The 25,526-nt window shown below is 66.7% G+C and carries 28 protein-coding genes; 12 read left to right on the forward strand and 16 right to left on the reverse strand.

The window, feature by feature from the left end; genetic code table 11:
- Nucleotides 1-24 precede the first annotated feature (24 nt).
- From fliN to fliF, 9 genes are all read right to left on the reverse strand, one after another.
- A complete protein-coding gene (gene fliN / locus ABDW59_RS03425) occupies nucleotides 25-465 on the reverse strand; it encodes a flagellar motor switch protein FliN (RefSeq protein ID WP_343628049.1) in 441 nt (146 codons plus the stop codon).
- Complete coding sequence (fliM, locus tag ABDW59_RS03430) at nucleotides 458-1,459, reverse strand: flagellar motor switch protein FliM (protein ID WP_343628050.1); 1,002 nt, start codon at nucleotides 1,457-1,459, stop codon at nucleotides 458-460. Before fliM ends, fliN begins: the two co-directional genes overlap by 8 nt.
- Before the next feature lie 25 nt (nucleotides 1,460-1,484).
- Nucleotides 1,485-2,063 carry a flagellar basal body-associated FliL family protein gene (locus ABDW59_RS03435; protein ID WP_343628051.1) on the reverse strand — a complete coding sequence of 193 codons (579 nt, stop codon included), beginning with the start codon at nucleotides 2,061-2,063 and terminating at the stop codon, nucleotides 1,485-1,487.
- A gap of 191 nt (nucleotides 2,064-2,254) precedes the next feature.
- The gene (locus ABDW59_RS03440; RefSeq protein WP_343628052.1) at nucleotides 2,255-3,733 is read right to left on the reverse strand and encodes a flagellar hook-length control protein FliK; all 1,479 of its coding nucleotides are present in this window, start codon (nucleotides 3,731-3,733) and stop codon (nucleotides 2,255-2,257) included.
- Between the two features lie 31 nt (nucleotides 3,734-3,764).
- Nucleotides 3,765-4,235, reverse strand: coding sequence for a flagellar export protein FliJ (gene fliJ / locus ABDW59_RS03445; protein WP_343628053.1), 471 nt, complete (start codon nucleotides 4,233-4,235; stop codon nucleotides 3,765-3,767).
- Nucleotides 4,236-4,269: 34 nt separating this feature from the next.
- Nucleotides 4,270-5,694, reverse strand: coding sequence for a flagellar protein export ATPase FliI (gene fliI, locus ABDW59_RS03450; protein ID WP_343628054.1), 1,425 nt, complete (start codon nucleotides 5,692-5,694; stop codon nucleotides 4,270-4,272).
- Complete coding sequence (locus tag ABDW59_RS03455; RefSeq protein ID WP_343628055.1) at nucleotides 5,691-6,518, reverse strand: FliH/SctL family protein; 828 nt, start codon at nucleotides 6,516-6,518, stop codon at nucleotides 5,691-5,693. Before ABDW59_RS03455 ends, fliI begins: the two co-directional genes overlap by 4 nt.
- Nucleotides 6,519-6,563: 45 nt before the next feature.
- A complete protein-coding gene (gene fliG, locus ABDW59_RS03460) occupies nucleotides 6,564-7,559 on the reverse strand; it encodes a flagellar motor switch protein FliG (RefSeq protein ID WP_343628056.1) in 996 nt (331 codons plus the stop codon).
- A 66-nt stretch (nucleotides 7,560-7,625) separates the two neighbouring features.
- Nucleotides 7,626-9,350 (reverse strand): flagellar basal-body MS-ring/collar protein FliF, encoded by a 1,725-nt coding sequence (gene fliF / locus ABDW59_RS03465; RefSeq protein ID WP_343628057.1) that lies wholly within the window; start codon nucleotides 9,348-9,350, stop codon nucleotides 7,626-7,628.
- Between the two features lie 167 nt (nucleotides 9,351-9,517).
- Between fliF and fliE the strand changes: the two genes are divergently transcribed.
- The gene (gene fliE, locus ABDW59_RS03470) at nucleotides 9,518-9,835 is read left to right on the forward strand and encodes a flagellar hook-basal body complex protein FliE (protein ID WP_273490848.1); all 318 of its coding nucleotides are present in this window, start codon (nucleotides 9,518-9,520) and stop codon (nucleotides 9,833-9,835) included.
- 37 nt (nucleotides 9,836-9,872) lie between these two features.
- Here the strand turns inward: fliE and ABDW59_RS03475 are convergent, their stop codons facing one another.
- The 7 genes from ABDW59_RS03475 to ABDW59_RS03505 form a co-directional block, all read right to left on the reverse strand.
- Nucleotides 9,873-10,616, reverse strand: coding sequence for a flagellar regulator YcgR PilZN domain-containing protein (locus ABDW59_RS03475; RefSeq protein WP_343628059.1), 744 nt, complete (start codon nucleotides 10,614-10,616; stop codon nucleotides 9,873-9,875).
- A 186-nt stretch (nucleotides 10,617-10,802) separates the two neighbouring features.
- A complete protein-coding gene (locus tag ABDW59_RS03480) occupies nucleotides 10,803-11,102 on the reverse strand; it encodes a flagellar protein FliT (protein WP_343628248.1) in 300 nt (99 codons plus the stop codon).
- Nucleotides 11,103-11,210: 108 nt separating this feature from the next.
- Entirely contained in the window at nucleotides 11,211-11,645 is a 435-nt protein-coding gene (gene fliS, locus ABDW59_RS03485) for a flagellar export chaperone FliS (RefSeq protein WP_343628061.1), read from the reverse strand.
- A gap of 256 nt (nucleotides 11,646-11,901) precedes the next feature.
- The gene (fliD, locus tag ABDW59_RS03490; protein WP_343628062.1) at nucleotides 11,902-13,329 is read right to left on the reverse strand and encodes a flagellar filament capping protein FliD; all 1,428 of its coding nucleotides are present in this window, start codon (nucleotides 13,327-13,329) and stop codon (nucleotides 11,902-11,904) included.
- Nucleotides 13,330-13,472: 143 nt separating this feature from the next.
- Nucleotides 13,473-14,342: a flagellin gene (locus tag ABDW59_RS03495; protein ID WP_343628063.1), complete on the reverse strand. Its 870-nt coding sequence runs from the start codon at nucleotides 14,340-14,342 to the stop codon at nucleotides 13,473-13,475.
- 349 nt (nucleotides 14,343-14,691) lie between these two features.
- Nucleotides 14,692-15,534: a flagellin gene (locus tag ABDW59_RS03500; RefSeq protein WP_343628065.1), complete on the reverse strand. Its 843-nt coding sequence runs from the start codon at nucleotides 15,532-15,534 to the stop codon at nucleotides 14,692-14,694.
- Between the two features lie 300 nt (nucleotides 15,535-15,834).
- Complete coding sequence (locus tag ABDW59_RS03505) at nucleotides 15,835-16,674, reverse strand: flagellin (RefSeq protein ID WP_343628067.1); 840 nt, start codon at nucleotides 16,672-16,674, stop codon at nucleotides 15,835-15,837.
- Nucleotides 16,675-17,313: 639 nt separating this feature from the next.
- Between ABDW59_RS03505 and ABDW59_RS03510 the strand changes: the two genes are divergently transcribed.
- The 11 genes from ABDW59_RS03510 (at nucleotide 17,314) to motA (ending at nucleotide 25,514) form a co-directional block, all read left to right on the forward strand.
- Nucleotides 17,314-17,811 carry a hypothetical protein gene (locus ABDW59_RS03510; RefSeq protein WP_343628069.1) on the forward strand — a complete coding sequence of 166 codons (498 nt, stop codon included), beginning with the start codon at nucleotides 17,314-17,316 and terminating at the stop codon, nucleotides 17,809-17,811.
- Between the two features lie 441 nt (nucleotides 17,812-18,252).
- Nucleotides 18,253-18,576 (forward strand): flagellar transcriptional regulator FlhD, encoded by a 324-nt coding sequence (gene flhD / locus ABDW59_RS03515; protein ID WP_343628071.1) that lies wholly within the window; start codon nucleotides 18,253-18,255, stop codon nucleotides 18,574-18,576.
- A gap of 76 nt (nucleotides 18,577-18,652) precedes the next feature.
- Nucleotides 18,653-19,189: a flagellar transcriptional regulator FlhC gene (gene flhC / locus ABDW59_RS03520; RefSeq protein ID WP_067068221.1), complete on the forward strand. Its 537-nt coding sequence runs from the start codon at nucleotides 18,653-18,655 to the stop codon at nucleotides 19,187-19,189.
- Between the two features lie 78 nt (nucleotides 19,190-19,267).
- The gene (locus tag ABDW59_RS03525; RefSeq protein ID WP_343628074.1) at nucleotides 19,268-20,356 is read left to right on the forward strand and encodes a glycosyltransferase; all 1,089 of its coding nucleotides are present in this window, start codon (nucleotides 19,268-19,270) and stop codon (nucleotides 20,354-20,356) included.
- Nucleotides 20,357-20,535: 179 nt separating this feature from the next.
- Nucleotides 20,536-20,859 carry a flagellar transcriptional regulator FlhD gene (gene flhD / locus ABDW59_RS03530; protein ID WP_343628076.1) on the forward strand — a complete coding sequence of 108 codons (324 nt, stop codon included), beginning with the start codon at nucleotides 20,536-20,538 and terminating at the stop codon, nucleotides 20,857-20,859.
- A 47-nt stretch (nucleotides 20,860-20,906) separates the two neighbouring features.
- On the forward strand, nucleotides 20,907-21,443 hold the full coding sequence (gene flhC / locus ABDW59_RS03535) for a flagellar transcriptional regulator FlhC (protein ID WP_067068212.1): 537 nt from the start codon (nucleotides 20,907-20,909) through the stop codon (nucleotides 21,441-21,443).
- Nucleotides 21,444-21,521: 78 nt separating this feature from the next.
- Nucleotides 21,522-22,610, forward strand: coding sequence for a glycosyltransferase (locus ABDW59_RS03540; RefSeq protein ID WP_343628074.1), 1,089 nt, complete (start codon nucleotides 21,522-21,524; stop codon nucleotides 22,608-22,610).
- A 179-nt stretch (nucleotides 22,611-22,789) separates the two neighbouring features.
- Complete coding sequence (flhD, locus tag ABDW59_RS03545) at nucleotides 22,790-23,113, forward strand: flagellar transcriptional regulator FlhD (protein WP_343628076.1); 324 nt, start codon at nucleotides 22,790-22,792, stop codon at nucleotides 23,111-23,113.
- Nucleotides 23,114-23,160: 47 nt separating this feature from the next.
- Nucleotides 23,161-23,697, forward strand: coding sequence for a flagellar transcriptional regulator FlhC (gene flhC, locus ABDW59_RS03550; protein ID WP_067068212.1), 537 nt, complete (start codon nucleotides 23,161-23,163; stop codon nucleotides 23,695-23,697).
- 13 nt (nucleotides 23,698-23,710) lie between these two features.
- Entirely contained in the window at nucleotides 23,711-24,475 is a 765-nt protein-coding gene (locus ABDW59_RS03555) for a class I SAM-dependent methyltransferase (RefSeq protein ID WP_343628077.1), read from the forward strand.
- Between the two features lie 181 nt (nucleotides 24,476-24,656).
- Nucleotides 24,657-25,514 (forward strand): flagellar motor stator protein MotA, encoded by an 858-nt coding sequence (gene motA, locus ABDW59_RS03560; RefSeq protein WP_067068208.1) that lies wholly within the window; start codon nucleotides 24,657-24,659, stop codon nucleotides 25,512-25,514.
- The last annotated feature ends 12 nt before the right edge of the window (nucleotides 25,515-25,526 follow it).

The following is a 25,526-nucleotide window of genomic DNA, read 5'->3' on the forward strand; positions in this document are numbered from 1 at the left end:
AGTCGGTCTGGCGTCCTTCGGGGGTCAGGCCTTGCTCAGGCGGCGCATGCGTTCGGACGGGGTCACGATATCCGTGAGGCGGATACCGAATTTGTCGTTCACGACCACCACCTCGCCCTGGGCGATCAGGTAGCCGTTGACCAGCACGTCCATCGGCTCGCCGGCCAGCGCGTCGAGCTCGACCACCGAGCCCTGCGCCAGCTGCAGGATGTTCTTGATCGGGATGCGGGTGCGGCCCAGTTCAACCGTGAGCTGGACGGGGATGTCCAGGATCATGTTGATGTCGCTGCCCGGCAGGTTGCCCGGCGTCGGCGAGAAATTGGTGAACGCCGCGGGCGCGACCTGCTCGGCCGCCGGCTGCACTTCGGCCGCGACCTCGCTGCCGCCGCCGCCAGCTTCTGCCAGCGCCGCCGCCCATTCGGCGGCCATCGCGTCCTGTTCGTCCATCGGGGTGTTGTCAGCCATTCCGGGCTCCCAGCCAGCCGGCATCCGGGCCGGTCAGCATCTTCTCAATCTTGATCGAATACTTGCCGTTCGAGGTGCCGTAATGGCAGTCGAACACCGGCACCCCGTCCACCTTGGCCTGGATGACCTGCGCCAGGTCCAGCTCGATGAAGTCGCCCGGCTTGAAGGCCAGCAGCTGCTCGACGGTCGCGGGCGCGTTGGCCAGCTCCGCCACCAGCTCGACCTCGGCCGACTGGATCTGGTGCTTGAGCAGGTTGACCCAGCGGCGGTCGGGTTCGGCGGAGTCGCCCTGCGTGGTGCTGTACAGCACGTCGCGGATCGGCTCCAGCGTCGAGTAGGGCACGCAGAAGTACACCGTGCCGCTGGTCTCGCCGATCTCCAGCGTGAACGACGTGGACACGACGATCTCGCTGGGCGTGGCGATGTTGGCGAACTGCGGCTGCATCTCCGAGCGCTGGTACTCCAGCTCCAGCGGATAGATGCCCTTCCAGGCCTTCTGATACTCCTGCGTGATCACCTCGACCAGGCGCAGGATCACGCGCTGCTCGGTGGCCGAGAAATCGCGGCCCTCGATGCGGGTGTGGAATTTGCCGATCCCGCCGAAGAGCGAGTCGATGACCGCGAACACCAGCGTCGGGTCGCACACGATCAGGCCCGAGCCGCGCAGCGGCTTCACCGACACGATGTTGAAGTTGGTCGGGACCACGATCTCGCGCAGGAAGGCGCTGTACTTCTGCACCTTGATGCCGCCGATGGCGACTTCCGGGCTCTTGCGGATGAAGTTGAACAGCCCGATGCGGATGTTGCGCGCGAAACGCTCGTTGATGATCTCCATGGTGGGCATGCGCCCACGGACGATCCGTTCCTGGCTGGCGAGGTTGTACTCGCGGATGCCGCCGGTCTGGACCTCTTCGGCCTCGAGCTTCTGGCTCTCGCCGGTGATGCCCTGGAGCAGGGCATCGACTTCGTCTTGCGACAGGATTTGCTGATTCATCGCCTGGTCCCTTCGGGGTCCGTGGTCACTGCACGATGAAGGTGGAGAAGAGCACCTGCGTCACCGGGCTCTCGACCGGACGCTTCTTTTTCTTCTTCTTTTTCGGCGCGGCGTCCTCGTCTTCGTCCTCGTCGTCGAGCTCGATGCCCATCGGACGCACCGACTCGCGGCGGATCTCGCGGGCCAGCTTCTCCTTGCCCTCGACGCTCAGCAGGTCCGCCGACGTCTTGTGCGACAGCACGATCAACACGTTGTTGCGGATCGCCGGCATGTAGGCCTTGAGCTGGTCCGCGAACTTGGGATCGGCGACCTCCAGCGTGATGCCGACCTGCGCGAAGCGGTCGACTTCCTTGTCCGCCAGATTCACGGTGAAGGGGTCCAGCGGGACGAAGGTGGGGGGCGTGCCGGGCTTGACGTGGGCGGTCGCGGCGGGCTTCTCCTCGGCGGCGCCTTCCTCCTCGTCGCCATGCGACTTCTTCTTCATCATGAGCAGCGCGGCGACGCCGGCCAGCACCACCACCAGGACGATGGCGATGATGATGATCAGCTTCTTCTTGCCGCCGCCCTTGACGGCGGCGTCGTTGCCAGCGGCTGCAGTGGCCATTGGGCGCTCCTGTGAGATGCGGTCGTTGTCGATGAATCGGATGCCGCGCGGACACGAGGTCCCGGCGAACTGGCTCCCATTGTGAAGCGGCGCCTTTGCGGCCAAACCACGAAAAGGCCGTGGAATCCGGTCAGACTCGTCGCGCTTCGCCCGCGCCGGGCGGACCGACCCTCAGACGGACCTTCAGCCGATCACGCGTAGAGGTCGACCAGTCCGCGTGCCGGGGTGCGGCGCTCGGCACGTCCCGTGGCCGCGATGCCGCCGTCGTCCTCATGACCCTGTGCGCCGCGGCGACCGTTGCCGCCTGACGAGCCGTCGGCCGATCCGTCGCGTTGATTCTGGCTGCCGCCGGGCTGTTGTTGGGCGAACACCCCGCCTCCGCTCAGGGTCAGGCCCTGGGCTTGCAGCGCCGCCGCGAGGTCGGGCAGGCTGCGTTCCAGCACCTCGCGGGTGGCGGCGTGCTGTGCATGGAAGTTGACCTGCGCCTGCTGGCCGTCGAGCTGGATGTTGATGGACACGGGGCCCATCTCGGTCGGGTTGAGCTGCAGCTGCGCCTCGTGGATGCCGTCCTTGAGCAGCAGGCTGACGCTGGCCGAAAGCTCGGGCGCGAAGTCCGGGCTGTGCAGCGGCTGGCTCAGCGGTACGCTGGGCGGCTCGGCGCGGCCGGTGGCCGACGAGGCGTTCGTGCCTGTCGCGCCGCCGGTCTGCTGCGCGGCGGCCAGCATGGCGTCGAAGCTCTGCGGCGTGCCGGACGCGGCGGTCTTGCCGTCGCCCAGCGCGATCTCGTACGCGCCCTGGCCGTTGACGGCCTGCATCGCGTCGTCCTTGGCGCCGGCGTCCTGGCCCTTGCCGCTCGCCGCTTGCGCGAGCTCGCGCTGCAGCTGCTGGCGCTCGCGCAGGACGTCGCCCGTCGTGGGTGGATGCTTGCCGTGGGCCCGCGTGCCGCCGGACAGGGCGGCATCGGCTGCGTCGCCCTCGGCGCTGTCGCCCTTGTCGCCGCGCGCGCGGCCCTTGACCTGCGCCGGCGCTTCGCCGCGCAGCATGGCCAGGATCTGCTCGCCGGGTGTCGCGGATGCGTCCTTCCCGTCCTTCGCGTCCTTGGAATCCTTGGCGACCTTCTTGTCCGAGCCTTCGCCATCGACGGCCTGAGCGCGCTCGGCGCCCTCGGCCTCGGCGGCGTCCTTGGCGTCGGCCGCCTCGGTCTGGCCGGCGTCCTCAGCGCGGGACTGGCCCGACGCCTTGGCGCCGTCGGCCTTGTTGGCGCTGCTGCGGCTCGCGGCGTTGCGCGCCGCCAGCTTGTTCTCGTCCTGCGCGGCGCTGTGCTCCGGCTCGGGCGCCTTGGGGGCGTTGTCGCGCGCGTTCTGGGCGTTCTGAGCCTGCTGGTTCTGCAGCTGCTGCGCTTGTTGCTGGGATTGCAACTGCTGCGCTTGCTGCTGTTGGCTCTGCAGCTGTTGGTTCTGCAACTGCTGGCTTTGCAGTTGCTGACTCTGCTGCTGGCTTTGCAACTGCCGGGTCTGGAGTTGCTGGCTGCTCTGGTTCAGCCATTGCGAGAAAGCGGGCACGCCGTCCTTGCGGGCGGCGCTGCCGGACGCGGCGGCAGTGGCCGCGGCGCTCAGGCCGTTGAGACTGGACGAGCTCAACAGCGGATTCTGGTTCTGGATCTGGTTCATGGCCGGGGAGGGTGCCAGGGCCGGGTCGCGCTCAGGCGACCAGGCGGGTCATCGGGTTGCCGCCGCGGGCCGCGGCACGCGCGGCTTGTTCGTCGGTGGCGCGCTGTTCCTGGCGCATCTGGCTGCGCATCGCCTCGGCGCGACGGCGCTCGATCAGCTTGCGCACCGAGGCCACGCGCATTTCGCGCTCGCGCAGCACGTCGCGGGCGGCGGTCAGGCGCTGGTCGGCGAAATCGGCGATGCCGGCTTGCTGGCCGATCGCCTGGTCCAGGCGCTGGCCGAAGTTCTGGTAGCAGCCCAGCATGCTGACGGTGGTCTGCCGGGTGAACTCCTGCGTCCAGCGTGAGGTGTAGTCCGTCCGGTACTGCGAGAGCTGGTCGTGCTGGTTGCGCGCCGAGCTGGCCCGCGACTGCGCTTCCTGCAGGAAACGCAAGGCTTCATCGCGCTCGGCCTCCGCGCGTTCGAGGAGAACGTTCAGGGCCTGCAGGTTGGAACTACTCATGTCGATGACCTCTCTTCACGGATGTCGGCAGCTATCACGCAAAGTTGAGTGTGGCGGCCAACTGATTGAGGCAATCCGTCAAAGAAGCGGGGGAATGCATGTCTTGTTGGAGCAATCGGTCCATGTCGGCATGCAAGCGCACGGCGCTGTCCAGCTCCAGGTCGTGGCCGGGCTGGTAGGCGCCGAGCTGGATCAGGTCGCGCGCCTTGTTGTATTTGGCGAGCAGCTGGCGGAAACGGCGTGCCAGCTCGATGTGGCGCTTGTCCGCGACGCTGGTCATCACGCGCGAGATCGAGCGCTCCACGTCGATCGCGGGATAGTGCCCACTCTCCGCCAGCTCGCGGCTGAGCACGATGTGGCCGTCCAGAATCCCGCGCGCCGCGTCGGCGATCGGGTCCTGCTGATCGTCGCCCTCGGACAGCACGGTGTAGAAGGCGGTGATCGATCCTTCGCCCGCCAGACCGTTGCCGCTGCGCTCGACCAGTTGCGGGAGCTTCGCGAAACACGAGGGCGGATAGCCCTTGGTTGCCGGGGGTTCGCCGATGGCGAGGGCGATCTCGCGCTGGGCCATGGCGTAGCGGGTCAGCGAGTCCATCAGCAGCAGCACGTGCTGGCCGCGATCGCGGAAGTGCTCGGCGATGGCGGTGGCATAGGTCGCGCCCTGCATGCGCAGCAGCGGCGGCGCGTCGGCCGGCGCGGCGACCACGACGCTGCGGCGCAGGCCTTCCTCGCCGAGGATGTCCTCGATGAACTCCTTGACTTCGCGGCCACGCTCGCCGATCAGGCCGACGACGATGACATCCGCTTGCGTGTAGCGGGCCATCATGCCCAGCAACACGGACTTGCCGACGCCGGTCCCGGCGAACAGGCCCAGGCGCTGGCCGCGACCGACGGTCAGCAGCGAGTTGATCGCGCGCACGCCGGTGTCCAGCGGACGGCGCACGGGATCGCGGTCCATCGCGTTGATCGGACGGCGGACCATGGGTTCATCACGCACGTCGGCCAACGGGCCGGCGCGGTCGATGGGATGGCCCTGCGGATCGACGACGCGTCCCAGCAACCCGTCGCCCATGGGCAGGTGAAGGCCGCGGTCCTCGTCGCGGCGCCAGGGATGACGCTCCTCGCCGAGCACGGGGCCGTGCAGCGCGGCCGGGCGCGGCAGCACCATCGCGCCGCTGGCCAGGCCTTGGATCTCGTCGGTCGGCATCAGGTAGGCGCGGTCGCCGGAGAAACCGACCACCTCCGCCTGCACCGGTCGCTGGCCGCGGCGCGGGCTGGCGGCGGACGAGGGCATGTGGATCTCGCAGACCGAGCCCACCGGCACCTTCACGCCGGTGGCCTCCAGCACCAGACCGGCGACGCGCACCAGTTTGCCCTGCGGCTCCAGCGCCGGCGCGTTGCCGGCGAAGGCCTGCAGGTCGCCCAGGTACTGCTGCCAGCGGTCGATGCGATCGCTCATCGCGATTCCTCGCCGTCGTACTGGCTGGGCTGCGCGTCGAGCCGGAAGTCCAGGCGCGAGTCGTCGGCCTCGTCGGAGGCGCGGCGGTCCTGCCAGACCGAGGTCTGACCCAGCGCGCCCACGGCCGCCTGCCAGCGCGCGGGCAGCGAGGCGTCCACGCTGCAGATGTCGGCGTCGACCTTGACGCCGCCGCGGGTGATCGTCGGATCGGGGATGACTTGGGCCTCGCGGGCGCGCAGTTCCTGGCCGGCGCCGTCCAGCACCAGCGGCAAGTCGTCCGGATGGACGCGCACCCGCACATGGCGGGCGTTGATCAGCAGCGCCTCGACCGCGTCATGGGCGACGCGCGCGATCAGCTCAGGCGCGGTCGACAGCTCGTTGCGAACGACTTGGCGGGCCAGCTCGACCGCGGTGCGGGCCAGCGCCGCCGCCATGTCCTGCTCGATGGCCTGCATGTCGTGATCGAAGCTGGCGACCAACTGGCCGACCTGCGCGCTGATCTGCTTGGCGAAGCTCTGCTTGAAGGCGTCCAGGGCGGCCATGCCGTCGCGGTAGCCGTCCTGGTAGCCGGCCTGGCGGGCCTGCTGCATGAGTTCCTCGACGCTCGGGCCGGGCGGGGGCGGCGGAGCCGGCGGCTCGACCGGCGCGGGCGCGCTGACCGAGGGCCGGCGCGGCGGCGCGCCGCCGTCGAGCGAGCCCGGATTCCAGGCGGCGAAGCCGGACAGCTCCTCGCGCGGAATGATGCGGCTGTAGGTGCCGCCGCCGCGGGGATCGCCGTCGGGGCGAGGGGGCGGCGGGACTTGACGGGGCGGGCGGGTGGCCATGGGCGGGTGGGTTCTCGGGCGTTCTGGTGCGGGGGATCCCGAGGATTACAGGAACTGGTCGTCGCCGCCACCGGCCAGCACGATCTGGCCCTCGTCGACGAGGCGGCGGACCACCTTGAGGATTTCCTTCTGCTCGGCCTCGACCTCGGACAGGCGCACCGGGCCGCGCGACTCCAGGTCCTCGCGCAGCGTCTCGGCGGCGCGGCTGGACATGTTGCGGAAGATCTTCTCGCGCAGCTCAGGGCCGGCACCCTTGAGCGCGACGATGAGCGACTCGGACTGCACCTCCTTGAGCACCGCCTGGATGCCGCGATCGTCGATCTTCTCGACGTCGTCGAAGGTGAACATGTTGTCCATGATCTTCTGCGCCAGGTCGGAGTCGGCCTCGCGGATGTAGTCCAGCACTGAGGCCTCGACGCTGGTGCCCATCATGTTGATGATCTCGGCCGCGGTCTTGACGCCGCCCAGGTTGGACTTCTTCATGCGCTCGCCGCCGGCCAGGATCTGGCCCATGACCTCGTTCAGGTCCTTGAGCGCCATCGGCTGGATGCCGTCCAGGGTCGCGATGCGGATCAGCACCTCATTGCGCTGACGCTCGCTGAAGACGCGCAGCACCGAGCTGCTCTGGTCGAAGTCCAGGTGCGAGAGGATGGCCGCGACGATCTGCGGGTGTTCGTTGCGCAGCAGCTCGGCCACCGAGCCGGGATCCATCCACTTCAGCGACTCGATCGAGGACACGTCCGAGCCCTGCAGGATGCGGTCCAGCAGCAGGTTGGCCTTGTCCTCGCCCAGCGCCTTGCGCAGCACGGAGCGGACGTACTCGTCGGTGTCGTTGACCAGAGTGCTCTGGGTCTCGGCGACGCGGTCGAACTTGTCGAGCACTTTCTCGACGCGCTCGCGCGGTACGACCTTCATCTTGGCGATGGTCTCGCCCAGCTTCTGCACTTCCTTGGGCGCGAGGTGCTTGAAGACCTCGCTGGCCTCTTCCTCGCCCAGGGACATGAGCAGGATGGCCGCGTCTTCTACGCCTTTGTCGTCCATGGTGGTGTCTCGTCGTCGATGCGGGTTGCGGTGCGGGCGGGCCGGGGCGATGGGGTCGGGCGGGGATCAGCGACGGCCGCCCGCGGGCGCCATCTCCAGTTCCTCGCCGTTGACCCAGGCGCGCATGATGTTGGCCACCGCGATCGGGTTGTCCTTGGCCAGCTGGCGGGCGCGCTCGAGCTTGTCATTGGAGACCGGGGCCTCCAGGGCCGGCAGGCCGCCGGACTGACCCGGGCCGCCGAGGGCCAGTTGCTCGTCCTCGACCACGCTCAGCTGATTCTGGGCAGTGTCGTCCTTCTGCTCGGCCGGCGGCGGGAAGGCCGCCTTGAGAGCAGGGCGAACCATGCCGAACACGGCGATCAGCGCGACCAGCACCAGGGCGGCAGGCACGGCCATGTCGCGGGCCAGGTCGCGCAGCCAGGGCTGCTGCCACAGCGGCAGGTCGGTGCTGTCCAGCTTGGGCGCGACGAAGGGCGCGCTGATGACCTTGATCGAGTCGCCGCGTTCCTGCGAGTAGCCCAGCGCCTCCTTGACCAGCGAGTCCAGCTTCTGGAGCTCGTCGGCGGACAGCGGCTGGCTGCTGGTCTTGCCGTTCTTGTCGGTCACCGTCTTCTGGTTCACGACCACGGCGGCGTTCAGGCGGCGGATCTGGCCGATGGCGTTGCGGGTCACGCGGACGGTGCGGTCCAGTTCGAACTGCGTGTCGTTGTTGCGGCGCATGTTCTGCGTGCCGCCGGTCTGGCCGGCCGGCTGCATGGGCTGGGCCTGACCGTTGATCGGCGCGGCCGCCTGCGGCGGAACCTGGTTGGTGGTCGCGCCGGGCACGCCGGTGGGCACGGCGGCGCTGCCGCCGGTCTGCTCCTCGGAGGTCAGGCGGCGCACCGAGCTCTGGGTGTTGGGGCCCTGGTTGGGCTTGTATTCCTCGGCGGTGGACTCGACCTGGTTGAAGTCGACGTCGGCGGTGACCGTGGAGCGCAGGTTGTCGCGGCCGACCACCGGTTCGAGCAGCTCTGCCACACGCTTGTTCAGGCTGGCCTCGACCTGCTGCTTGTACTGCAGCTGCTGGCTGTCCAGGCCGGAGCCGTTGCCGTCGGGGTTCTGGGAGAGCAGGGCGCCGGTGCTGTCCAGCACGCTGACCGCCTTGGGGTTGAGCTCGGGCACCGAGGAGGACACCAGATGGACGATGCCGGCGATCTGGGCGCGGTCCAGGGTGCGGCCGCCGCGCAGGGTCAGCATGACCGAGGCGCTGGGCTTTTGCTGCTCGCGGAAGAAGCCGTTCTGCTGCGGCATGGCCAGGTGGACGCGCGCGTCGGCGACGTCGGACATGGCGGTGATGGTGCGGGTGAGCTCGCCCTCGAGCGCGCGCTGGAAGTTCAGGCGTTCATTGAACTGGGTCTGGCCGATGGACTGCTTGTCCATCAGCTCGAAGCCGACGATGCCGCCCTTGGGCAGGCCGGCGGAGGCCAGCTTCATGCGCAGGTCATAGACTTGGCTGGCGGGGACCATGATGGTGCCGCCGGCCTCGTTGCGGTAGGGCACGTTCATCTGCGCGAGCTGCGCGATGACGGCGCCGCCGTCCTTGTCGGACAGGCCGGAGAACAGAGGCCGGTAGTCGCCCTTGCCGGTCATCAGGGCCATGGCCACGACAACGGCGATCAGCGCGGCCACGCCGCCGCCCAGCATCAGCTTGCTCTTGGCGGGCATGGCGGCCAGACGGGCGGGGAAGCTCGTCGGGGCGGCTTGCTGCACCTCGGGAAGTCCGGCGGCGGGGCTGCTCAGGGCGTTGTCCATGGGGCGGTCGGTCGAGTTACGGCTGGGGGCGGGCGGGGCGCCAAAGCGGACGCTCCGGCACAGTCGAAATTATTTCGATCCGGGGCCTCAAGAATGCCGAGAACAAGCCGACCAAGCCCCCCCAGTTCCAATCAACGGGAGTCCGCGCCCTGGCTACGATGCGTGCCGTGGACCTGAAACTCAAACCCTTCGACTTCGCCAGTGCGGTGGCCCGTGCCGGTCTGACCCCCCAAGGTCAGCCGGTGGCCAAGCCTGCGCCGGGCGCGAGCTTCGCCGATGCGATGAGCTCGGCGCTGAAGTCGGTGAGCACGCAGCAGAACGAGGCATCCCGGCTGCAGCGCGAGGTTCAGCTCGACAACCCGACGGTGAGCCTGGAAGAGACCATGGTCGCGATGCAGAAGGCGCAGATCGGATTCCAGGCCACGCTGCAGGTGCGCAACCGGCTGGTGTCGGCGTATTCGGAAATCATGAACATGCAGGTGTGACCGGGAGGTCGTGCCGAAGAACAACGATGCAGGCGACTTACACCGCCCGCCGCATCAACCGTTCCCGCTTCTGCGCCTGGTCGATGAAGACCTGGAGCGCGCGGGCCGCGTTCGGGGAGAGCGAGACGAATGCGCAGCCGACATGGTGTGGCGCGCCGTTCTCGCCCTCGCTGACGTGCTGCACCCGCAGCAAGGTGGAGAAGCTGACTTCACGCTCGAGCTCCAGCGTCCCGCTGAGCTCTTCCAGCGCTTGCGGCGTCGGGACGACGTTCGCCGGCCATTGCAGAGCGACGCCGCCCGCGCTCAGATTGACCACGCGGATGCGCGGCAGGTCGCCATCCGCCAGCTTGAGCGCCGGATACAGCTGACCGGCCGAGGCCACCCGGTAGGCCTGGCGTCGCTGGAAGCGGTAGATCCGCAGCGGCACCGGCGCGCGCAGTACCTCGCCCTCACCGCGGATCGCCACCAGTCCCGACACGTCGAACTGCAGTTTGATCTTGTCCAGGTAGGCGGTCGCCACCAGCTCGTCGCTGGCCAGTACGGGCGGCAGCGCCTCGCGCGATTGCGGCGCCTCCATGGTCAGCATCCCGTGCGGCGTGTCCAGGGAGCGCAGCACCGTGTGGATCGCCGATCCGTCCGGCGTGCTCAGCTGGATCCGGGCTTGCGAGCGCAGCAGCTCGCGCAGCCAGTTCATGATCTCGCCGGGCGCGTCCAGCCGGAAGTCGGTATCGACGACGGAGGCGGCTTCCGGGGCCGCGGGGGGAGTCTTCGGATCGCTCAAGGCGCAGCTTTCGGCAAGGAGTCGTACGCAAAGGGACGGATAAATTCTCGCCCAGTCCAAAGGCAAACGCCGCGCCAACCCATCGATGCAGGGGGTCGGTCGCGGCGTCGGCCGGCTCGGGGAGCGGTGCCGACAAGCGGCGTCGCTGCGAGCTCAAGTCCCGGTCAGGTCCGAATCACATCTGGATCAATGGACCGTCTTGGACTTGCCCTTCATCAGGTGATCCAGATCTTCCAGCCACGGCTCGGCCAGGTGGCGGATCTCGGCGTCGTTCACCAGGATGCGCTGCATGATGCGCGTCTTGAGCTGGGTCTCATCCGGGCCCAGCTGCTGCTGCGACGCGGCATGCTTGAGCTGCGAGATCAGCAGCACGCAAGCGCCCTCGAGCTTCACCACTTCATCCCAGTTGCCCGAACGGGCGGCGCTCAGCATGTCGGCGCTGGCCTGTTCGATGGCTTCGTAGTAGCTCAACAATTGGGTGTTCATGATGCGGTCCGTGGTCGTCGGGGCGGCGGCGGTCAGGGGCTTGGCGGTGTGCTTGGGCATGGAACAGCTCGAAATCTGAGGGCGGGGCGGTCGGTCCGGGACTCCGGATCAGGCCGCGGCGCGTTGTTCGGCGGCGGCCGGGGAGATCGAGCCCCAGGCTTCGCGAATCGGTTGCAGCAGGCGCACGCACTCCTCCACGGCGGCGACGTCGGTGTGCAGATTGGCGTGGGTGAGCCTCATGCACATGTAGGCATACAGGTCGCGCAGATCCAGCGCCAGGCTGCCGCTGTCCAGATCGAGGGCCGCCTTCAGGCCTTCATCCAGGATGCGGACCGCGCGGCTCAGGCTGCGGTTCTTGATCTCGACATTCCCGGTGCGGATCGCCCCGATGGCTTGCGTCATCGAGTCATTCGCGCCGTCCAGCAGCATGGCGACCAGGCGGTGCGGCGTCGCCATCAGGACGTCCGTCTCCACGCCCACGCGGTTGTACATGTTGCTTGCGCGTTGGCCGTGGGAAGCGAAAGGGGAGGAATTGCCGTACATGATCTGCTTTTCTGCTGCGGGATTGCTGTAGTGCTTGAATCAGTTTTCGGCCCGCGGCGGCTCAACTTGAGCCCTCCATCCGTTGAATATGTCTCTGAATTCTGAGCGATTCCAGAAAAGAGAAAGCCTCCGTGAGGAGGCTCGTCGACGCGCTTTTCGAAGCGCCGGAGAAGGGCGGTGACCACCGGCTAGTTCATCTCGTGCCCACCCCGTCGTGACGGGGCGTGGATGCGGCGCCGAGTCGCCGAGACCGCCCTCAGCTGCTGGTCAGCATGCTGGTGATCTTGTTGACGTAGCTCTGCATGTCGTTGAGCTTGGCCATCTGCGTGTCCAGCGCCGTGTACTGCGCGCGCACCCGCTTCTCGTAATTGGCGGCGCGGTCGTTGAGTTCGTCCACGCGCTTGTTGTTGGCCGTCACTCGCGACTGCAGCCCGGTGGTGCGCGTCGTGATCTGACCGTCGAAGCCGGTGACCTGGTCGGCGAACGAGCGCCAGCGCGAGGCCAGACCGTTGTTGTTCGGGTCGTTGTTGTCCACGCCCATGAACAGATTCTTCAGATCGCTCATGTTGCCCAGCGCGCTGGTGAGCTTGGTGTCGTCGACGGTGATGGTGCCGGCGGTGCCGATGCTCAGGCCCAGATCGGACAGGCGCTGGAACGCGCCGCCCAGCGTGCTGCCCGAGGCGGTGATGTTGCGCAGCTGGCTCTGCAGGCCCACCGCCGTGCTGTCGCCTTGCAGCGGGCCGGCGGTCTTGTTGGCGTCGTCGTACTTCGTGTCGTCGCGCATCAGGTTCATGAGCGAGTTGTACGAGGTGACGAAGTCGTTGATCGCCTTCTTGACGCTGTCCTTGTCCTGGCCGACGGTCACGGTGGACTGGCCGGTCTTGAGCAGATTGATGGTCAGGCCGTCGACGGCGCCTTCGATGTTGTTGGACGCGGAGCTGATGTCCAGGCCATTGATCGTGAGTTTGGCATTGGCCGCGGCCGTGTTCTGCGTCATCGACGTGATCGACGCGGTCGGGTCGTAGGCGAGGGCGGACAGGCCGCTGGCGTCGCCGTTGCCGCCGTCGTCGTCGGCCGTGGAGATGCGGAAGCCGTTGGCCTCGCCGGTGTCTTTGGAACGGATCACCAGACGCGAGCCGCTGGCGTCGGTCACCACCGAGGCCAGCACGCCGGCGCCCGAGCCGTTGATCTTGTCGCGGATGGTGCTCAGCGTATCCGTGGCGGAGATGCTGATGCTCACGGGCGAGGCGCCGTCCTTGCTGGTGAAGGTCGAGTTGTTCGTCCCGCTCCACTGGCCCAGCTCGATGGTCATCGAGCCCGAACCCACCGTCGCGTTGTTGGCGAAGGCCTTGCTGGACAGGCTTTGCGAGGAGGCCATGCTGGTGACGTTGAGCGTGTAGGCGCCCGCGCCGCTGCCGGTGCCGGCGATGACCGAGGCCATGGTGGCGTCGGACGAGGTCGCCGTCAGCCCCTGCCAGGTGCTGGGGTTGCTGAGCTTGGCCGCCGCATCCCGCATCGCGCTGAAGGCGCTGTTGATCTTGCCGTAGGCGGAGATCTGTGTCTGGATGGTGGACGTGCGGTCTTGCAGGTCCGTGATCGGCTGCTTCTCGATCGCGACCAGCTTCGAGACGATGCTCTCGACGTCCAGGCCGCTGCCCAGACCGGTGGAAGTGATGGATGCCATCTTGCGGAACTCCTGTGACCTTGGCCAGGCTTCGTGCGAAGCCCCATGCGCGACAGGGCCCCGCGAGAGGCCCTGTCCTGCATATCGGCGCCTGGCGCTCCGACTTTAGGACGGAGCCCTGGATGCTCTATTGCGTTTTTCTATCAGCCCTTGAGCAGCGACAGCACTTGCTGCGGCAGCTGGTTGGCCTGCGCGACCATCGCGTTGCCGGCCTGCTGCAGGATCTGCGCGCGGCTCAGGTTCGAGGTTTCGACCGCGAAGTCCGCGTCCATGATCCGGCTGCGGGAGGCGGTCTGGTTCTCGTAGGCCACCTGCAGGTTGGAGATCACGGCGTCGAAGCGGTTCTGCGTCGCGCCCAGCGTCGCGCGCTGGCTGTTGACCGAGTCCAGCGCCGCATCGATGTTGGAGACGACGGCGGCGATCGCCGTGGCGTCGGCCGTGTGGTCGATCACCGAGCGGCCGTTGCCGCTGTTGTCGTTGCCCGAAACCTTGGTGATCGCGTCATCCGAGGACATGTTGGGCGTGATGACGGTGATCTCGTCATTGGAGCTGGTGTTCGGGCCCACCTGGAAGGTCTGCGGGGTGCCCGCATCCGCGCCCAGGATGTACTTGCCGTTGAACGTGGTGCCGCCGGTGACGCGCTGGATTTCCTTGGCCAGCTCGCCGAACTCCTTGTCCAGCGAGTCCTTGTCGCTGTCCGCGTTGGTCGCGTTGCGGGCCTGGATGGCCAGCTCACGCATCCGCTGCAGGGAGTCCGCCACCTTGCCCAGCGCGCCTTCCGCCGTCTGCGACAGCGAAATGCCGTCGTTGGCGTTGCGGATCGCCACGGACATGCCGCGTGCCTGAGCGTTCATCCGCTCGGCGATCGCCAGGCCGGCCGCGTCGTCCTTCGCGGAGTTCACCCGCAGGCCCGAGGACAGGCGCTGCATCGACGTCGCCAGGGAGGACTGGGACGAGTTCAGATTGCGTTGCGCGTTCAGCGAAGCAAGATTGGTGTTGATGGTCTGTGGCATTGATGCGCTCCTGCGGAGATCCTGTCCTGGCTGCGATCCCGGTTGGGGTGGTCGTTCCCGACCTCGCCTGCGGAATCCGCGCCGCGCTGTCGCGGTCGATGTCGGAGCCCGCCGGTTGGACCGGTGATCGAGCCGTCAGTTCATGCTCGATGACTCCATTGTGCGAAGAGAGCGCATGCACCAATTGGCCGAACAAGGCCCCAAACACCCGCCAAAAGAAAACAACAAAAGAGGCCCCGCATCGCTGCCGAGAGGCGCGATGCGGGGCCTGGAGGCTCGGCCGCGAGGGCCGTGCTTGAGGAGTCTTGCGAGGGCTGGCGGTGTCCTGGAGCGACGCGAGCCTGGTCGATCAGCCGCGCAGCAGCGACAGCACTTGCTGGGGCAGCTGGTTGGCCTGGGCCACCATCGTGTTGCCGGCCTGCTGGAGGATCTGGGCGCGCGACAGGTTGGCGGTTTCCGCGGCGAAGTCGGCATCCATGATGCGGCTGCGGGCGGCGGTCTGGTTCTCCACCGAGACCTGCAGGTTCGAGATGATCGCGTCGAAGCGGTTCTGCGAGGCGCCCAGGACCGAACGCTGGCCCGAGACCGTGGTGATGGCGGCGTCGATGTTGTCGATGACCGTCTTCAGGCTGGCCGCGTCGGAGGTGTCGTCGATGACGCCGCCGGTCACCGCGGTGATCGTCGAGTCGTTCGTCATGTCGTTGGTGATCACGTCGACCGAGTCGTTGGTCGTCGTGTTGGCGCCGATCTGGAAGGTCTGCGTGCCGGCGTCGCCGCCCAGGATGGCCTTGCCGTTGAAGGTGGTGCCGCCGAGCACGCGGCCGATTTCGGCGCCGAGCTGGGCGTATTCCTTGCCGATGGAGGCCAGGTCGGAGGTCGTGTTGGTCGCGTTGCGCGCCTGCACCGCCAGTTCACGCATGCGCTGCAGCGAGTCGCTGACCTTGGACAGCGCGCCTTCAGCGGTCTGCGACAGCGAGATGCCGTCGTTGGCGTTGCGCACCGCGACGTTCATGCCGCGGACTTGCGCGTTCATGCGGTCGGCGATGGCCAGACCGGCGGCGTCGTCCTTGGCGGAGTTGACGCGCAGGCCCGAAGACAGGCGCTGCATCGACACCGACAGCGAGGACTGCGATTGCGACAGGTTGCGCTGAGCGTTCAGCGATTGCAGGTTGGTGTTGATGATTTGAGCCATGATCCATTCCTTTAAAAAACAGGGACCTTGTCGGTCCGGTCGGACGGTTGATTAACTGTCCGACTGGGCCGGACTACGCGGCCCCTTGCAAATTTGCGGACCCGTTGATGCAGTTATCGGGCCGCCAGGAATGGACTTGAGGCCTTCTTCAAAAGAAAGCGTGCAACGGCCTGTGTAGACCGTGATGGATTGGCGGGGGCCAATCGCAAGAGTCGGGAAAAAAGAGGCCGGCTTGTGCCGGCCCTTCGGTGGTCGCCGAGGCAGCGCGCGGGCTGCTTCGGCGATCTTGCCGCGCCGGGATCAGCGCAGCAGGGCCAGGACCTGTTGGGGCTGCTGGTTGGCCTGCGCGATCATCGCGTTGCCGGCCTGTTGCAGGATCTGCGCACGGCTCAGGTTGGCGGTTTCCGAGGCGAAGTCCGCGTCCATGATCCGGCTGCGGGCGGCGGACTGGTTTTCCACCGAGATCTGCAGGTTCGACACGATCGCGTCAAAGCGGTTCTGCGAGGCGCCCAGCGTGGAACGCTGCGTGGAGACCGTGGTGATGGCGGCGTCGATGTTGTCGATGACCGTCTTCAGGCCGGCGGCGTCGGAGGTGTTGTCGATCGCGCCGCTGGTGACGGCGGTGATCGTGGCGTCGCCAGTCATGTCGGTGGTGACCACGTCAACCGAGTCGTTGGCCGTCGTGTTCGCGCCGATCTGGAAGGTCTGCGTGCCGGCGTTGGCGCCCAGGATGGCCTTGCCGTTGAAGGTGGTGCCACCCAGCACGCGGCTGATTTCAGCGCCCAGCTGCGAGTATTCCTTGCCGATCGAATCCAGGTCGGAGGTCGTGTTGGTCGCGTTGCGCGCCTGCACCGCCAGTTCACGCATGCGCTGCAGCGAGTCGCTCACCTTGGACAGCGCGCCTTCAGCGGTCTGTGCCAGGGAGATGCCGTCGTTGGCGTTGCGCTGGGCGACGTTCATGCCGCGGACTTGCGCGTTCATGCGGTCGGCGATGGCCAGACCGGCGGCGTCGTCCTTGGCGGAGTTGACACGCAGGCCCGAGGACAGGCGCTGCATCGACACGGCCAGCGAGCTTTGGCTGGTGGACGTGTTGCGCTGAGCGTTGAGCGACAGCAGGTTGGTGTTGATGACTTGGGCCATGATTGCTCCTAACAGCTATACATAAATACCGGCAAAAGCGCCGAACCACACATGAGCGCCTGAGTCCTCCGATCCTCCGACCCGCCGTGAGGCGAACCGGCCGAGGATCTCGGATGCTCCTGCTGAACCTGCCGGGCGCATCCCGGATCGGTCCCAGTCCGACGCTAGTCAACCGTTGCCGTCCCACTCCCCCTCGTCGGGTTCCCTGGATCGTCTGGCCTTCTAACCGGACCACGTGTCGCTGCTGCTTCGATGCGCCAGCTGCTTGTTGCTGGCTTGTCGCTGCGATCAGCAGACCCGTTGTTTTGGTTGTCGGCACCCGCTCCATAGAACTTGAGGGCAATTTGTCAAGACATCTGATCCGTGGATAAGCAGGCCTTGCAACGCGCTATTCATCGTTTGACTTCGGCCCGGACTTGCGCCTGGGCGTCGTCTGGCGACGGACATGACTGTGGTTACGGCCGGAATGCGGCGGGATTGAGGGGGAAAGCCGGCGCTTTTCGTGCGCTCGATCACGGGGGTGCCCCCCTAAAGTGACCAACGGTGCTGCCGACAAGGGGTGGCACCGCATCCGCCGGGGTCCGGAGGGTGACACCACCGGGACTCGATCGACGAGCCACAACGACCATGGAGAGGTCTATGCCACTGCAATCGCAAACCGAGGCACGGTCCACCGTGTCGATGATCAACGCCTCGATCGAGGAACAAATTCACGGCGAGCGCCGCGTCCGTCAGGGCTCGAGCGAAGCCCGCCTGCTGCTGGCGCAAGCCCGCAATGCCGCTTATGCGCAAGCGGCGCAGGGCCGCATCGGCGACGGCGTGACGCTGCTGTGCGACGCGCTGGAAATGGCGCCGTCCAGCGTCGATCTGCTGAGCGACGTCGGCGCGCTGCTGCTGGCCTCGGGCCAGCTGCGCGACGCCGCGCTGTATGCGCACCGCGCCGTCGAGCTGTCCTCGCAGCACGCGCCGTCGCTGTACACGCTGGGCTTCGCGCTGTCGGGTCTGGGCGAAATCAAGGCGGCCATCGAAGTGCTGAGCATCCTCAGCGAAGGTCAGGCTTTCGAGAGCCTGAAGAAGGACTCGCCGGAGCTGGTCGCCATCGTCGAGACCGAGCTGGCGCGCCTGCAGGCCGCCTGAGCATCGGGCGCCGCTTGCTCGACTCCGGGGCGGTGTTCGCTCCGAAGCAAAAAGGCGGGCGGAGCGCGCGATCACAGCGTCGTGCTCCGCGCCGCCTTCACGCTTCGATCGGCGTCTTCTCGGACGCTGATCAATCGCTGATTCTTGTCAGTCGCCGGTCACCCGGCCATCGCCGCGCGTGAGCGCCGCCGCCGTCCCTCGCGGACGCGCCTGACAGGCGGTCCGCTTCGCCGCCTCCCTCCCAAGCCCCTGGCTGCCGGCCTTGCGGCGACTTCATCCCCCGCTCCCGCCGCGTCGGCCCTGGCACCGTGTAGGAATCCGTCTGACAAGCCCGTCGGCGGGCTTCGTAGCTTGTATCTGGCAGCAACCTGATGTTGCTGAAGCGGCTGCTTGTTCAGAATTCATTCCATCGCAGCACGCCACCGACCAGGAGCCCCCGAGATGAACACCGAGCAGATCCTTGCCGAAATTCGCGAAGCCAACCTGTCCTACCTGATGCTGGCCCAGAGCCTGATCCGCGCGGACCGCGAACAAGCGCTGTTCCGTCTGGGCATCTCGGAGGAGACCGCGTCGCTGCTGAACACGCTGAGCCCGGCGCAGATGATGAAGATGGCTTCCGGCAACACGCTGCTGTGCCGCTTCCGCATGGACGACGACCTGGTGTGGGGCCTGCTGACTTCCCACGGCAAGCCGGCCGCCAACGACAGCGTCTCCCGCCTGCATGCCTCCATTCTGATGGCGGGCCGCCACCAGGAAGCCGCCTGAGCCGCAGGGCTTCCGCCCCGCACAGGCAACCCGATTGCCGCCCGAGAACACGTTCCTATAAAGAGACGGAGCCGCCATGCGTACCAAGTCCATCTTGACCGAAGCCAAGCAGATCGAACGCGCCGTGACGCTGATCAAGCTCGGCGCCCGCCTGCAAGTGCTGGAATCGGAAACGGACCTGAGCTACGAGCGCCTGCTGCGCCTGTACAAGGAAGTCTCGGGCAAGAGCCCGTCCAAGGGTCAGCTGCCGTTCTCGACGGACTGGTTCATGACCTGGCAGCCCAACATCCACGCCTCGCTGTTCCTCAACATCCACGAGTACCTGAACAAGGTCGCGGAGATGGATGAGATCGACGTGGTCATCAAGGCCTTCCAGCTCTACGACGAGCAGACCAAGGCGCAGGGCCTGGAGCAGCTGCTGTCGGTGACGCGGGCCTGGCGCCTGGTCAAGTTCGTCGACAACGGCATGCTGACGATGACCAAGTGCAGCAAGTGCGGCGGCCACTTCGTGACGCACCCGCATGAGGTCGCCAAGCATTACGTCTGCGGCCTGTGCAACCCCCCGGCGCGGGCCGGCAAGGGCAAGGCGGCCGGCGGCATCCAGATGCATTGATTCGGCGCGGCTCGCATCGACATCGAATCTCCGCCCGAATCGCCCCGATTCCTTCTCGAATTCAAGCCTCAATCCCCGATGCGCTGGCGCAGCTGTCTCGTCGTGATCGCCCGCAATGAAGCGGCCACGATCACGAGGCTGCTGGCCAGCGTTCGTCCGTTCGTCGACGACATGCTCGTCATGGACACCGGCTCCAACGACGACACCGTGCGACTGGCCGAAGCCGCTGGCGCGCGGGTCGCGCATTTCACTTGGATCGATGACTTCGCGGCCGCGCGCAATGCGGCGCTGGACGCTGCGGGCGCGGACTGGCATGTGGTCCTCGACGCCGATGAATGGCTGATCGGGGAGGGCAGTGGGGCGGCGCTGAATGCGCTTCGACTGACCGCCCCAGAGTTCATCGGCACGATCGATCTGCACGACCAATTCGACGGCGGCACCGCGCAATCGCGATTGAGCCGTGTGCTGCCGGGTGCTGTCCGCTACACCGGGCGCATTCACGAGCAGCCCGTCCATTCATTGCCGATTCGCGCGCTGCCCATTCAGGTCGCGCATGACGGCTATCTGCCGGAGCGGCTTCACGTGAAGCAGGGGCGCAACGCGCAACTGCTGGTCGCGGAGATTCAGGGCGATCCGGCCAATTCGTATCTCTGGTATCAGCTCGGCAAGGACCACTCGGTCTATGACCGCTTCGCCGATGCGGAAGTCGCCTTCGCGAATGCGGTCGAGTGCTTGACCGCTTTGACCCCTCCGACCGATGCGGCCGAAGGGGCATTGAACGACGAATCGCAGCGCCCGCCCTGGTGGTTCGATCTGGTCGCGCGCCGGCTGTTCGGACTCAAGTCGCTGAAGCGCCATGCGGATGGTATGGTCTTCGCGGAAACGCAACTGCACCTTTGTGCGGAGTCTCCGGATTTCTTCTTCGCGCTGGGCGACTTGCTGCTCGACTGGGCGGCCGAGACGCCGGAGCAGTCCGAGGTCCTGATTCCGATGATCGAGGACGCTTGGCGACGCTGCCTGGAGATCGGCGAGCAGCCCGGCCAATCGGGCGCTGTCGCGGGACGCGGCAGTCATCTGGCGGCGCACAACCTGGCGCTGGTGCTCGAAGCGACGGGGCGAGCCGAAGAGGCGCAAGCGCTCAGAGCGCGTCATCGATCCGTCAAATAGGACGGCCGAAATAGCGCTGATCCGGCACCGTGTAGGAATCTGTCTGACAAGCGCGTCGGCGCGCTCCCTAACCTGTTGATGGAAGCGACCTGATGTTGGCTTCTTGTGGGGATCTCTACAGTTCGTATCACGCTGAAACGCAGCAACGAACACCCCGAGACCCCCGCAGGAGCCGAACGATGAACGCCGACCAAATCCTCGCCGAGATCCGCGAAGCCAATCTGTCCTACCTGATGCTGGCTCAGAGCCTGATCCGCGCGGACCGCGAGCAAGCCCTGTTCCGCCTGGGCATCTCGGAAGAAACCGCCGCTCTGCTGAACACGCTGAGCGCCGCCCAGATGCTGAAGATCGCCTCGGGCAACACGCTGCTGTGCCGCTTCCGCATGGACGACGACCTGGTGTGGAACCTGCTGACCTCGCACGGCAAGCCGGCCGCCAACGACAGCGTGTCCCGCCTGCATGCGTCCATCCTGATGGCTGGACGTCATCAAGAAGCCGCCTAAGCTAGTGATCGACGCCGTCCGACCGAACTGAAGCCGGAGACACCGACATGCGCACCAAGTCCATCCTGACCGAAGCCAAGCAGATCGAGCGCGCCGTGACGCTGATCCACCTGGGCGCCCGCCTGCAGGTGCTGGAGTCGGAAACGGACCTGAGCTACGAGCGCCTGTTGCGCCTGTACAAGGAAGTCTCGGGCAAGAGCCCGTCCAAGGGCCAGCTGCCGTTCTCGACGGACTGGTTCATGACCTGGCAGCCCAACATCCACGCCTCGCTGTTCCTCAACATCCACGAGTACCTGAACAAGGTCGCGGAGATGGACGAGATCGACGTGGTCATCAAGGCCTTCCAGCTCTACGACGAGCAGACCAAGGCCCAGGGCCTGGAGCAGCTGCTGTCGGTGACGCGCGCGTGGCGCCTGGTCAAGTTCGTCGACAACGGCATGCTGACGATGACCAAGTGCAGCAAGTGCGGCGGCCACTTCGTGACGCATCCGCATGAGGTCGCCAAGCATTACGTCTGCGGCCTGTGCAACCCCCCGGCGCGGGCCGGCAAGGGCAAGGCGGCCGGCGGCATCCAGATGCATTGATTCGGCGCGGCTCGCATCGACATCGAATCTCCGCCCGAATCGCCCCGATTCCTTCTCGAATTCAAGCCTCAATCCCCGATGCGCTGGCGCAGCTGTCTCGTCGTGATCGCCCGCAATGAAGCGGCCACGATCACGAGGCTGCTGGCCAGCGTTCGTCCGTTCGTCGACGACATGCTCGTCATGGACACCGGCTCCAACGACGACACCGTGCGACTGGCCGAAGCCGCTGGCGCGCGGGTCGCGCATTTCACTTGGATCGATGACTTCGCGGCCGCGCGCAATGCGGCGCTGGACGCTGCGGGCGCGGACTGGCATGTGGTCCTCGACGCCGATGAATGGCTGATCGGGGAGGGCAGTGGGGCGGCGCTGAATGCGCTTCGACTGACCGCCCCAGAGTTCATCGGCACGATCGATCTGCACGACCAATTCGACGGCGGCACCGCGCAATCGCGATTGAGCCGTGTGCTGCCGGGTGCTGTCCGCTACACCGGGCGCATTCACGAGCAGCCCGTCCATTCATTGCCGATTCGCGCGCTGCCCATTCAGGTCGCGCATGACGGCTATCTGCCGGAGCGGCTTCACGTGAAGCAGGGGCGCAACGCGCAACTGCTGGTCGCGGAGATTCAGGGCGATCCGGCCAATTCGTATCTCTGGTATCAGCTCGGCAAGGACCACTCGGTCTATGACCGCTTCGCCGATGCGGAAGTCGCCTTCGCGAATGCGGTCGAGTGCTTGACCGCTTTGACCCCTCCGACCGATGCGGCCGAAGGGGCATTGAACGACGAATCGCAGCGCCCGCCCTGGTGGTTCGATCTGGTCGCGCGCCGGCTGTTCGGACTCAAGTCGCTGAAGCGCCATGCGGATGGTATGGTCTTCGCGGAAACGCAACTGCACCTTTGTGCGGAGTCTCCGGATTTCTTCTTCGCGCTGGGCGACTTGCTGCTCGACTGGGCGGCCGAGACGCCGGAGCAGTCCGAGGTCCTGATTCCGATGATCGAGGACGCTTGGCGACGCTGCCTGGAGATCGGCGAGCAGCCCGGCCAATCGGGCGCTGTCGCGGGACGCGGCAGTCATCTGGCGGCGCACAACCTGGCGCTGGTGCTCGAAGCGACGGGGCGAGCCGAAGAGGCGCAAGCGCTCAGAGCGCGTCATCGATCCGTCAAATAGGACGGCCGAAATAGCGCTGATCCGGCACCGTGTAGGAATCTGTCTGACAAGCGCGTCGGCGCGCTCCCTAACCTGTTGATGGAAGCGACCTGATGTTGGCTTCTTGTGGGGATCTCTACAGTTCGTATCACGCTGAAACGCAGCAACGAACACCCCGAGACCCCCGCAGGAGCCGAACGATGAACGCCGACCAAATCCTCGCCGAGATCCGCGAAGCCAATCTGTCCTACCTGATGCTGGCTCAGAGCCTGATCCGCGCGGACCGCGAGCAAGCCCTGTTCCGCCTGGGCATCTCGGAAGAAACCGCCGCTCTGCTGAACACGCTGAGCGCCGCCCAGATGCTGAAGATCGCCTCGGGCAACACGCTGCTGTGCCGCTTCCGCATGGACGACGACCTGGTGTGGAACCTGCTGACCTCGCACGGCAAGCCGGCCGCCAACGACAGCGTGTCCCGCCTGCATGCGTCCATCCTGATGGCTGGACGTCATCAAGAAGCCGCCTAAGCTAGTGATCGACGCCGTCCGACCGAACTGAAGCCGGAGACACCGACATGCGCACCAAGTCCATCCTGACCGAAGCCAAGCAGATCGAGCGCGCCGTGACGCTGATCCACCTGGGCGCCCGCCTGCAGGTGCTGGAGTCGGAAACGGACCTGAGCTACGAGCGCCTGTTGCGCCTGTACAAGGAAGTCTCGGGCAAGAGCCCGTCCAAGGGCCAGCTGCCGTTCTCGACGGACTGGTTCATGACCTGGCAGCCCAACATCCACGCCTCGCTGTTCCTCAACATCCACGAGTACCTGAACAAGGTCGCGGAGATGGACGAGATCGACGTGGTCATCAAGGCCTTCCAGCTCTACGACGAGCAGACCAAGGCCCAGGGCCTGGAGCAGCTGCTGTCGGTGACGCGCGCGTGGCGCCTGGTCAAGTTCGTCGACAACGGCATGCTGACCATGACCAAGTGCAGCAAGTGCGGCGGCCACTTCGTGACGCATCCGCACGAGGTCGCCAAGCATTACGTCTGCGGCCTGTGCAACCCTCCGGCACGCGCCGGCAAGGGCAAGGCGGCCGGCGGCATCCAGATGCATTGAGCGGCGGCACCGAATGGCCGCCCGACTTCCTCGCGCCGCCGCCGGTGGCGACCATTCCCCCTCCGCCCTGCGCTGGCCCACGCTGGCGCTGCTCAGTTGGGCCGCGTGCTTCGCGGTCTGGCGTCTGCTCGGTCCGGGCTGGCCCGCGGTGCTGATCGCCTCGGGCCTGGGGCTGATCTTCGCCTGCCTCCATCGACAGACCTGGCGCCGGCTGATTGTCGCGGGCGGTTTCCCGCTCGCGTTGCTGGCCACGGGCTCGGACCTGCCGGCCTGGATCTGGCTGGTCCCGCTGGCCGTGCTGCTGCTGGCCTATCCGCGCCGCGGCTGGACCGACGCGCCGCTGTTTCCCACCCCTCATGACGCGCTCAAGGCCTTGCCCGAGCGTGTGAAGCTGCACGACGGCGCCCGTGTGCTGGACGCCGGCTGCGGGCTGGGCGACGGATTGGTGGCGCTTCGCCGCGCTTATCCGGGCGTCCGCCCGGCGGGGATTGAATACAGTGCCTTCCTGTGGCTGCTGGCCCGCCTGCGCTGCCCCTGGGCCGAGATCGCCCGGGGCGACCTGTGGGCCCAGTCGTGGCGCGACGTGGACTTGGTCTACCTGTTCCAGCGGCCCGAGTCGATGCCACGCGCGCTGGACAAGGCGCGCTCGGAACTGCGGCCGGGCAGCTGGCTGGTGAGCCTGGATTTCCCGCTGCCGGGGCAGGCGGTCTTCGCGCAGCTGGACACGGGCACGCGCCATCAGCTGTATGTCTACCGGGCGCGCGACCTCCAGGCCTGAAATCGGCCGCGGGGATCAGCGCCCAAAGATCCAGGATTCGAGAACGACGTCCGATCGGCGCCCGCTGATGTCACCGACCGAGCCGTGTCGGGCTCAAGCGGGCGGGGAGCCGGTCGATAAGGGATGAGACGACCCGTACCGCGAGGGGACGCGGCGGCAACTTCAAGACGGAACGATTTCCATGTTTGTCATCATCGGTTGGGTGCTTGCCCTGGCCTGCATCTTCGGCGTCTTCATCGCACACGGCGGCAACATCAGCGTCGTGCTGCATGCCTTGCCGTTCGAAATGACGACCATCTTCGGCGCGGCCATCGGCGGCATGCTGGCGACCAATCCGCCCAAGGTCATGAAGGCCACGATGAAGGGCCTGGGCGACTGCTTCAAGGGCAGCAAATACACCAAGGCCCGCTACATGGAGCTGCTGGCGCTGCTCTACGACATCCTGCAGAAGGCGCGCAAGGAGGGTCTGATGTCCATCGAAAAGGACGTCGAGGATCCGCACAGCTCGCCGCTCTTCCAGAAGTACCCGACGGTGGGCAACGACCACCACGTCGCCGAATTCATCACCGACTACCTGCGCATGATGGTCTCGGGCAACCTCAACGCTCACGAGATCGAATCGCTGATGGACGCGGAAATCGACACGCACCATCACGAGGCCTTCCTCGCGGTGATCGCGCTGCAGCGCCTGGCGGGCGGATTGCCCGCTTTCGGGATCGTGGCCGCCGTGCTGGGCGTGGTGAACACCATGGGCTCGGTGGGTCAGCCGCCGGCGGTGCTGGGCGGGATGATCGGCTCGGCGCTGGTGGGGACCTTCCTGGGGATTCTGCTGGCCTACGCCTTCGCCGAACCGCTGGCGGGGGCGCTCGAGGCCAAGGTCGACGAGGCCGGCAAGGAGCTGCAGTGCATCAAGACCACGCTGCTGGCCTCGATGCAGGGCTATGCGCCGCAGGTCGCGATCGAATTCGGACGCAAGGTGCTGTATTCGACCGAGCGCCCGACCTTTGCCGAGCTCGAAGGCCACGTCAAGAAGAAGTGATCGGAGTGACAT

The sequence above is a fragment of the Roseateles sp. genome, assembly GCF_039595295.1.
Classification (GTDB): Bacteria; Pseudomonadota; Gammaproteobacteria; order Burkholderiales; family Burkholderiaceae_C; genus Roseateles.

What these genes read in the sequence shown, in the direction of transcription:
- fliN (WP_343628049.1), bottom strand. Translation starts at nt 465, where the DNA reads ATGGCTGACAACACCCCGATGGACGAACAGGACGCGATGGCCGCCGAA.
- fliM (WP_343628050.1), bottom strand. Translation starts at nt 1,459, where the DNA reads ATGAATCAGCAAATCCTGTCGCAAGACGAAGTCGATGCCCTGCTCCAG.
- ABDW59_RS03435 (WP_343628051.1), bottom strand. Translation starts at nt 2,063, where the DNA reads ATGGCCACTGCAGCCGCTGGCAACGACGCCGCCGTCAAGGGCGGCGGC.
- ABDW59_RS03440 (WP_343628052.1), bottom strand. Translation starts at nt 3,733, where the DNA reads ATGAACCAGATCCAGAACCAGAATCCGCTGTTGAGCTCGTCCAGTCTC.
- fliJ (WP_343628053.1), bottom strand. Translation starts at nt 4,235, where the DNA reads ATGAGTAGTTCCAACCTGCAGGCCCTGAACGTTCTCCTCGAACGCGCG.
- fliI (WP_343628054.1), bottom strand. Translation starts at nt 5,694, where the DNA reads ATGAGCGATCGCATCGACCGCTGGCAGCAGTACCTGGGCGACCTGCAG.
- ABDW59_RS03455 (WP_343628055.1), bottom strand. Translation starts at nt 6,518, where the DNA reads ATGGCCACCCGCCCGCCCCGTCAAGTCCCGCCGCCCCCTCGCCCCGAC.
- fliG (WP_343628056.1), bottom strand. Translation starts at nt 7,559, where the DNA reads ATGGACGACAAAGGCGTAGAAGACGCGGCCATCCTGCTCATGTCCCTG.
- fliF (WP_343628057.1), bottom strand. Translation starts at nt 9,350, where the DNA reads ATGGACAACGCCCTGAGCAGCCCCGCCGCCGGACTTCCCGAGGTGCAG.
- ABDW59_RS03480 (WP_343628248.1), bottom strand. Translation starts at nt 11,102, where the DNA reads ATGAACACCCAATTGTTGAGCTACTACGAAGCCATCGAACAGGCCAGC.
- fliS (WP_343628061.1), bottom strand. Translation starts at nt 11,645, where the DNA reads ATGTACGGCAATTCCTCCCCTTTCGCTTCCCACGGCCAACGCGCAAGC.
- fliD (WP_343628062.1), bottom strand. Translation starts at nt 13,329, where the DNA reads ATGGCATCCATCACTTCCACCGGTCTGGGCAGCGGCCTGGACGTCGAG.
- ABDW59_RS03495 (WP_343628063.1), bottom strand. Translation starts at nt 14,342, where the DNA reads ATGCCACAGACCATCAACACCAATCTTGCTTCGCTGAACGCGCAACGC.
- ABDW59_RS03500 (WP_343628065.1), bottom strand. Translation starts at nt 15,534, where the DNA reads ATGGCTCAAATCATCAACACCAACCTGCAATCGCTGAACGCTCAGCGC.
- ABDW59_RS03505 (WP_343628067.1), bottom strand. Translation starts at nt 16,674, where the DNA reads ATGGCCCAAGTCATCAACACCAACCTGCTGTCGCTCAACGCTCAGCGC.
- ABDW59_RS03510 (WP_343628069.1), top strand. Translation starts at nt 17,314, where the DNA reads ATGCCACTGCAATCGCAAACCGAGGCACGGTCCACCGTGTCGATGATC.
- flhD (WP_343628071.1), top strand. Translation starts at nt 18,253, where the DNA reads ATGAACACCGAGCAGATCCTTGCCGAAATTCGCGAAGCCAACCTGTCC.
- flhC (WP_067068221.1), top strand. Translation starts at nt 18,653, where the DNA reads ATGCGTACCAAGTCCATCTTGACCGAAGCCAAGCAGATCGAACGCGCC.
- ABDW59_RS03525 (WP_343628074.1), top strand. Translation starts at nt 19,268, where the DNA reads ATGCGCTGGCGCAGCTGTCTCGTCGTGATCGCCCGCAATGAAGCGGCC.
- flhD (WP_343628076.1), top strand. Translation starts at nt 20,536, where the DNA reads ATGAACGCCGACCAAATCCTCGCCGAGATCCGCGAAGCCAATCTGTCC.
- flhC (WP_067068212.1), top strand. Translation starts at nt 20,907, where the DNA reads ATGCGCACCAAGTCCATCCTGACCGAAGCCAAGCAGATCGAGCGCGCC.
- ABDW59_RS03540 (WP_343628074.1), top strand. Translation starts at nt 21,522, where the DNA reads ATGCGCTGGCGCAGCTGTCTCGTCGTGATCGCCCGCAATGAAGCGGCC.
- flhD (WP_343628076.1), top strand. Translation starts at nt 22,790, where the DNA reads ATGAACGCCGACCAAATCCTCGCCGAGATCCGCGAAGCCAATCTGTCC.
- flhC (WP_067068212.1), top strand. Translation starts at nt 23,161, where the DNA reads ATGCGCACCAAGTCCATCCTGACCGAAGCCAAGCAGATCGAGCGCGCC.
- ABDW59_RS03555 (WP_343628077.1), top strand. Translation starts at nt 23,711, where the DNA reads ATGGCCGCCCGACTTCCTCGCGCCGCCGCCGGTGGCGACCATTCCCCC.
- motA (WP_067068208.1), top strand. Translation starts at nt 24,657, where the DNA reads ATGTTTGTCATCATCGGTTGGGTGCTTGCCCTGGCCTGCATCTTCGGC.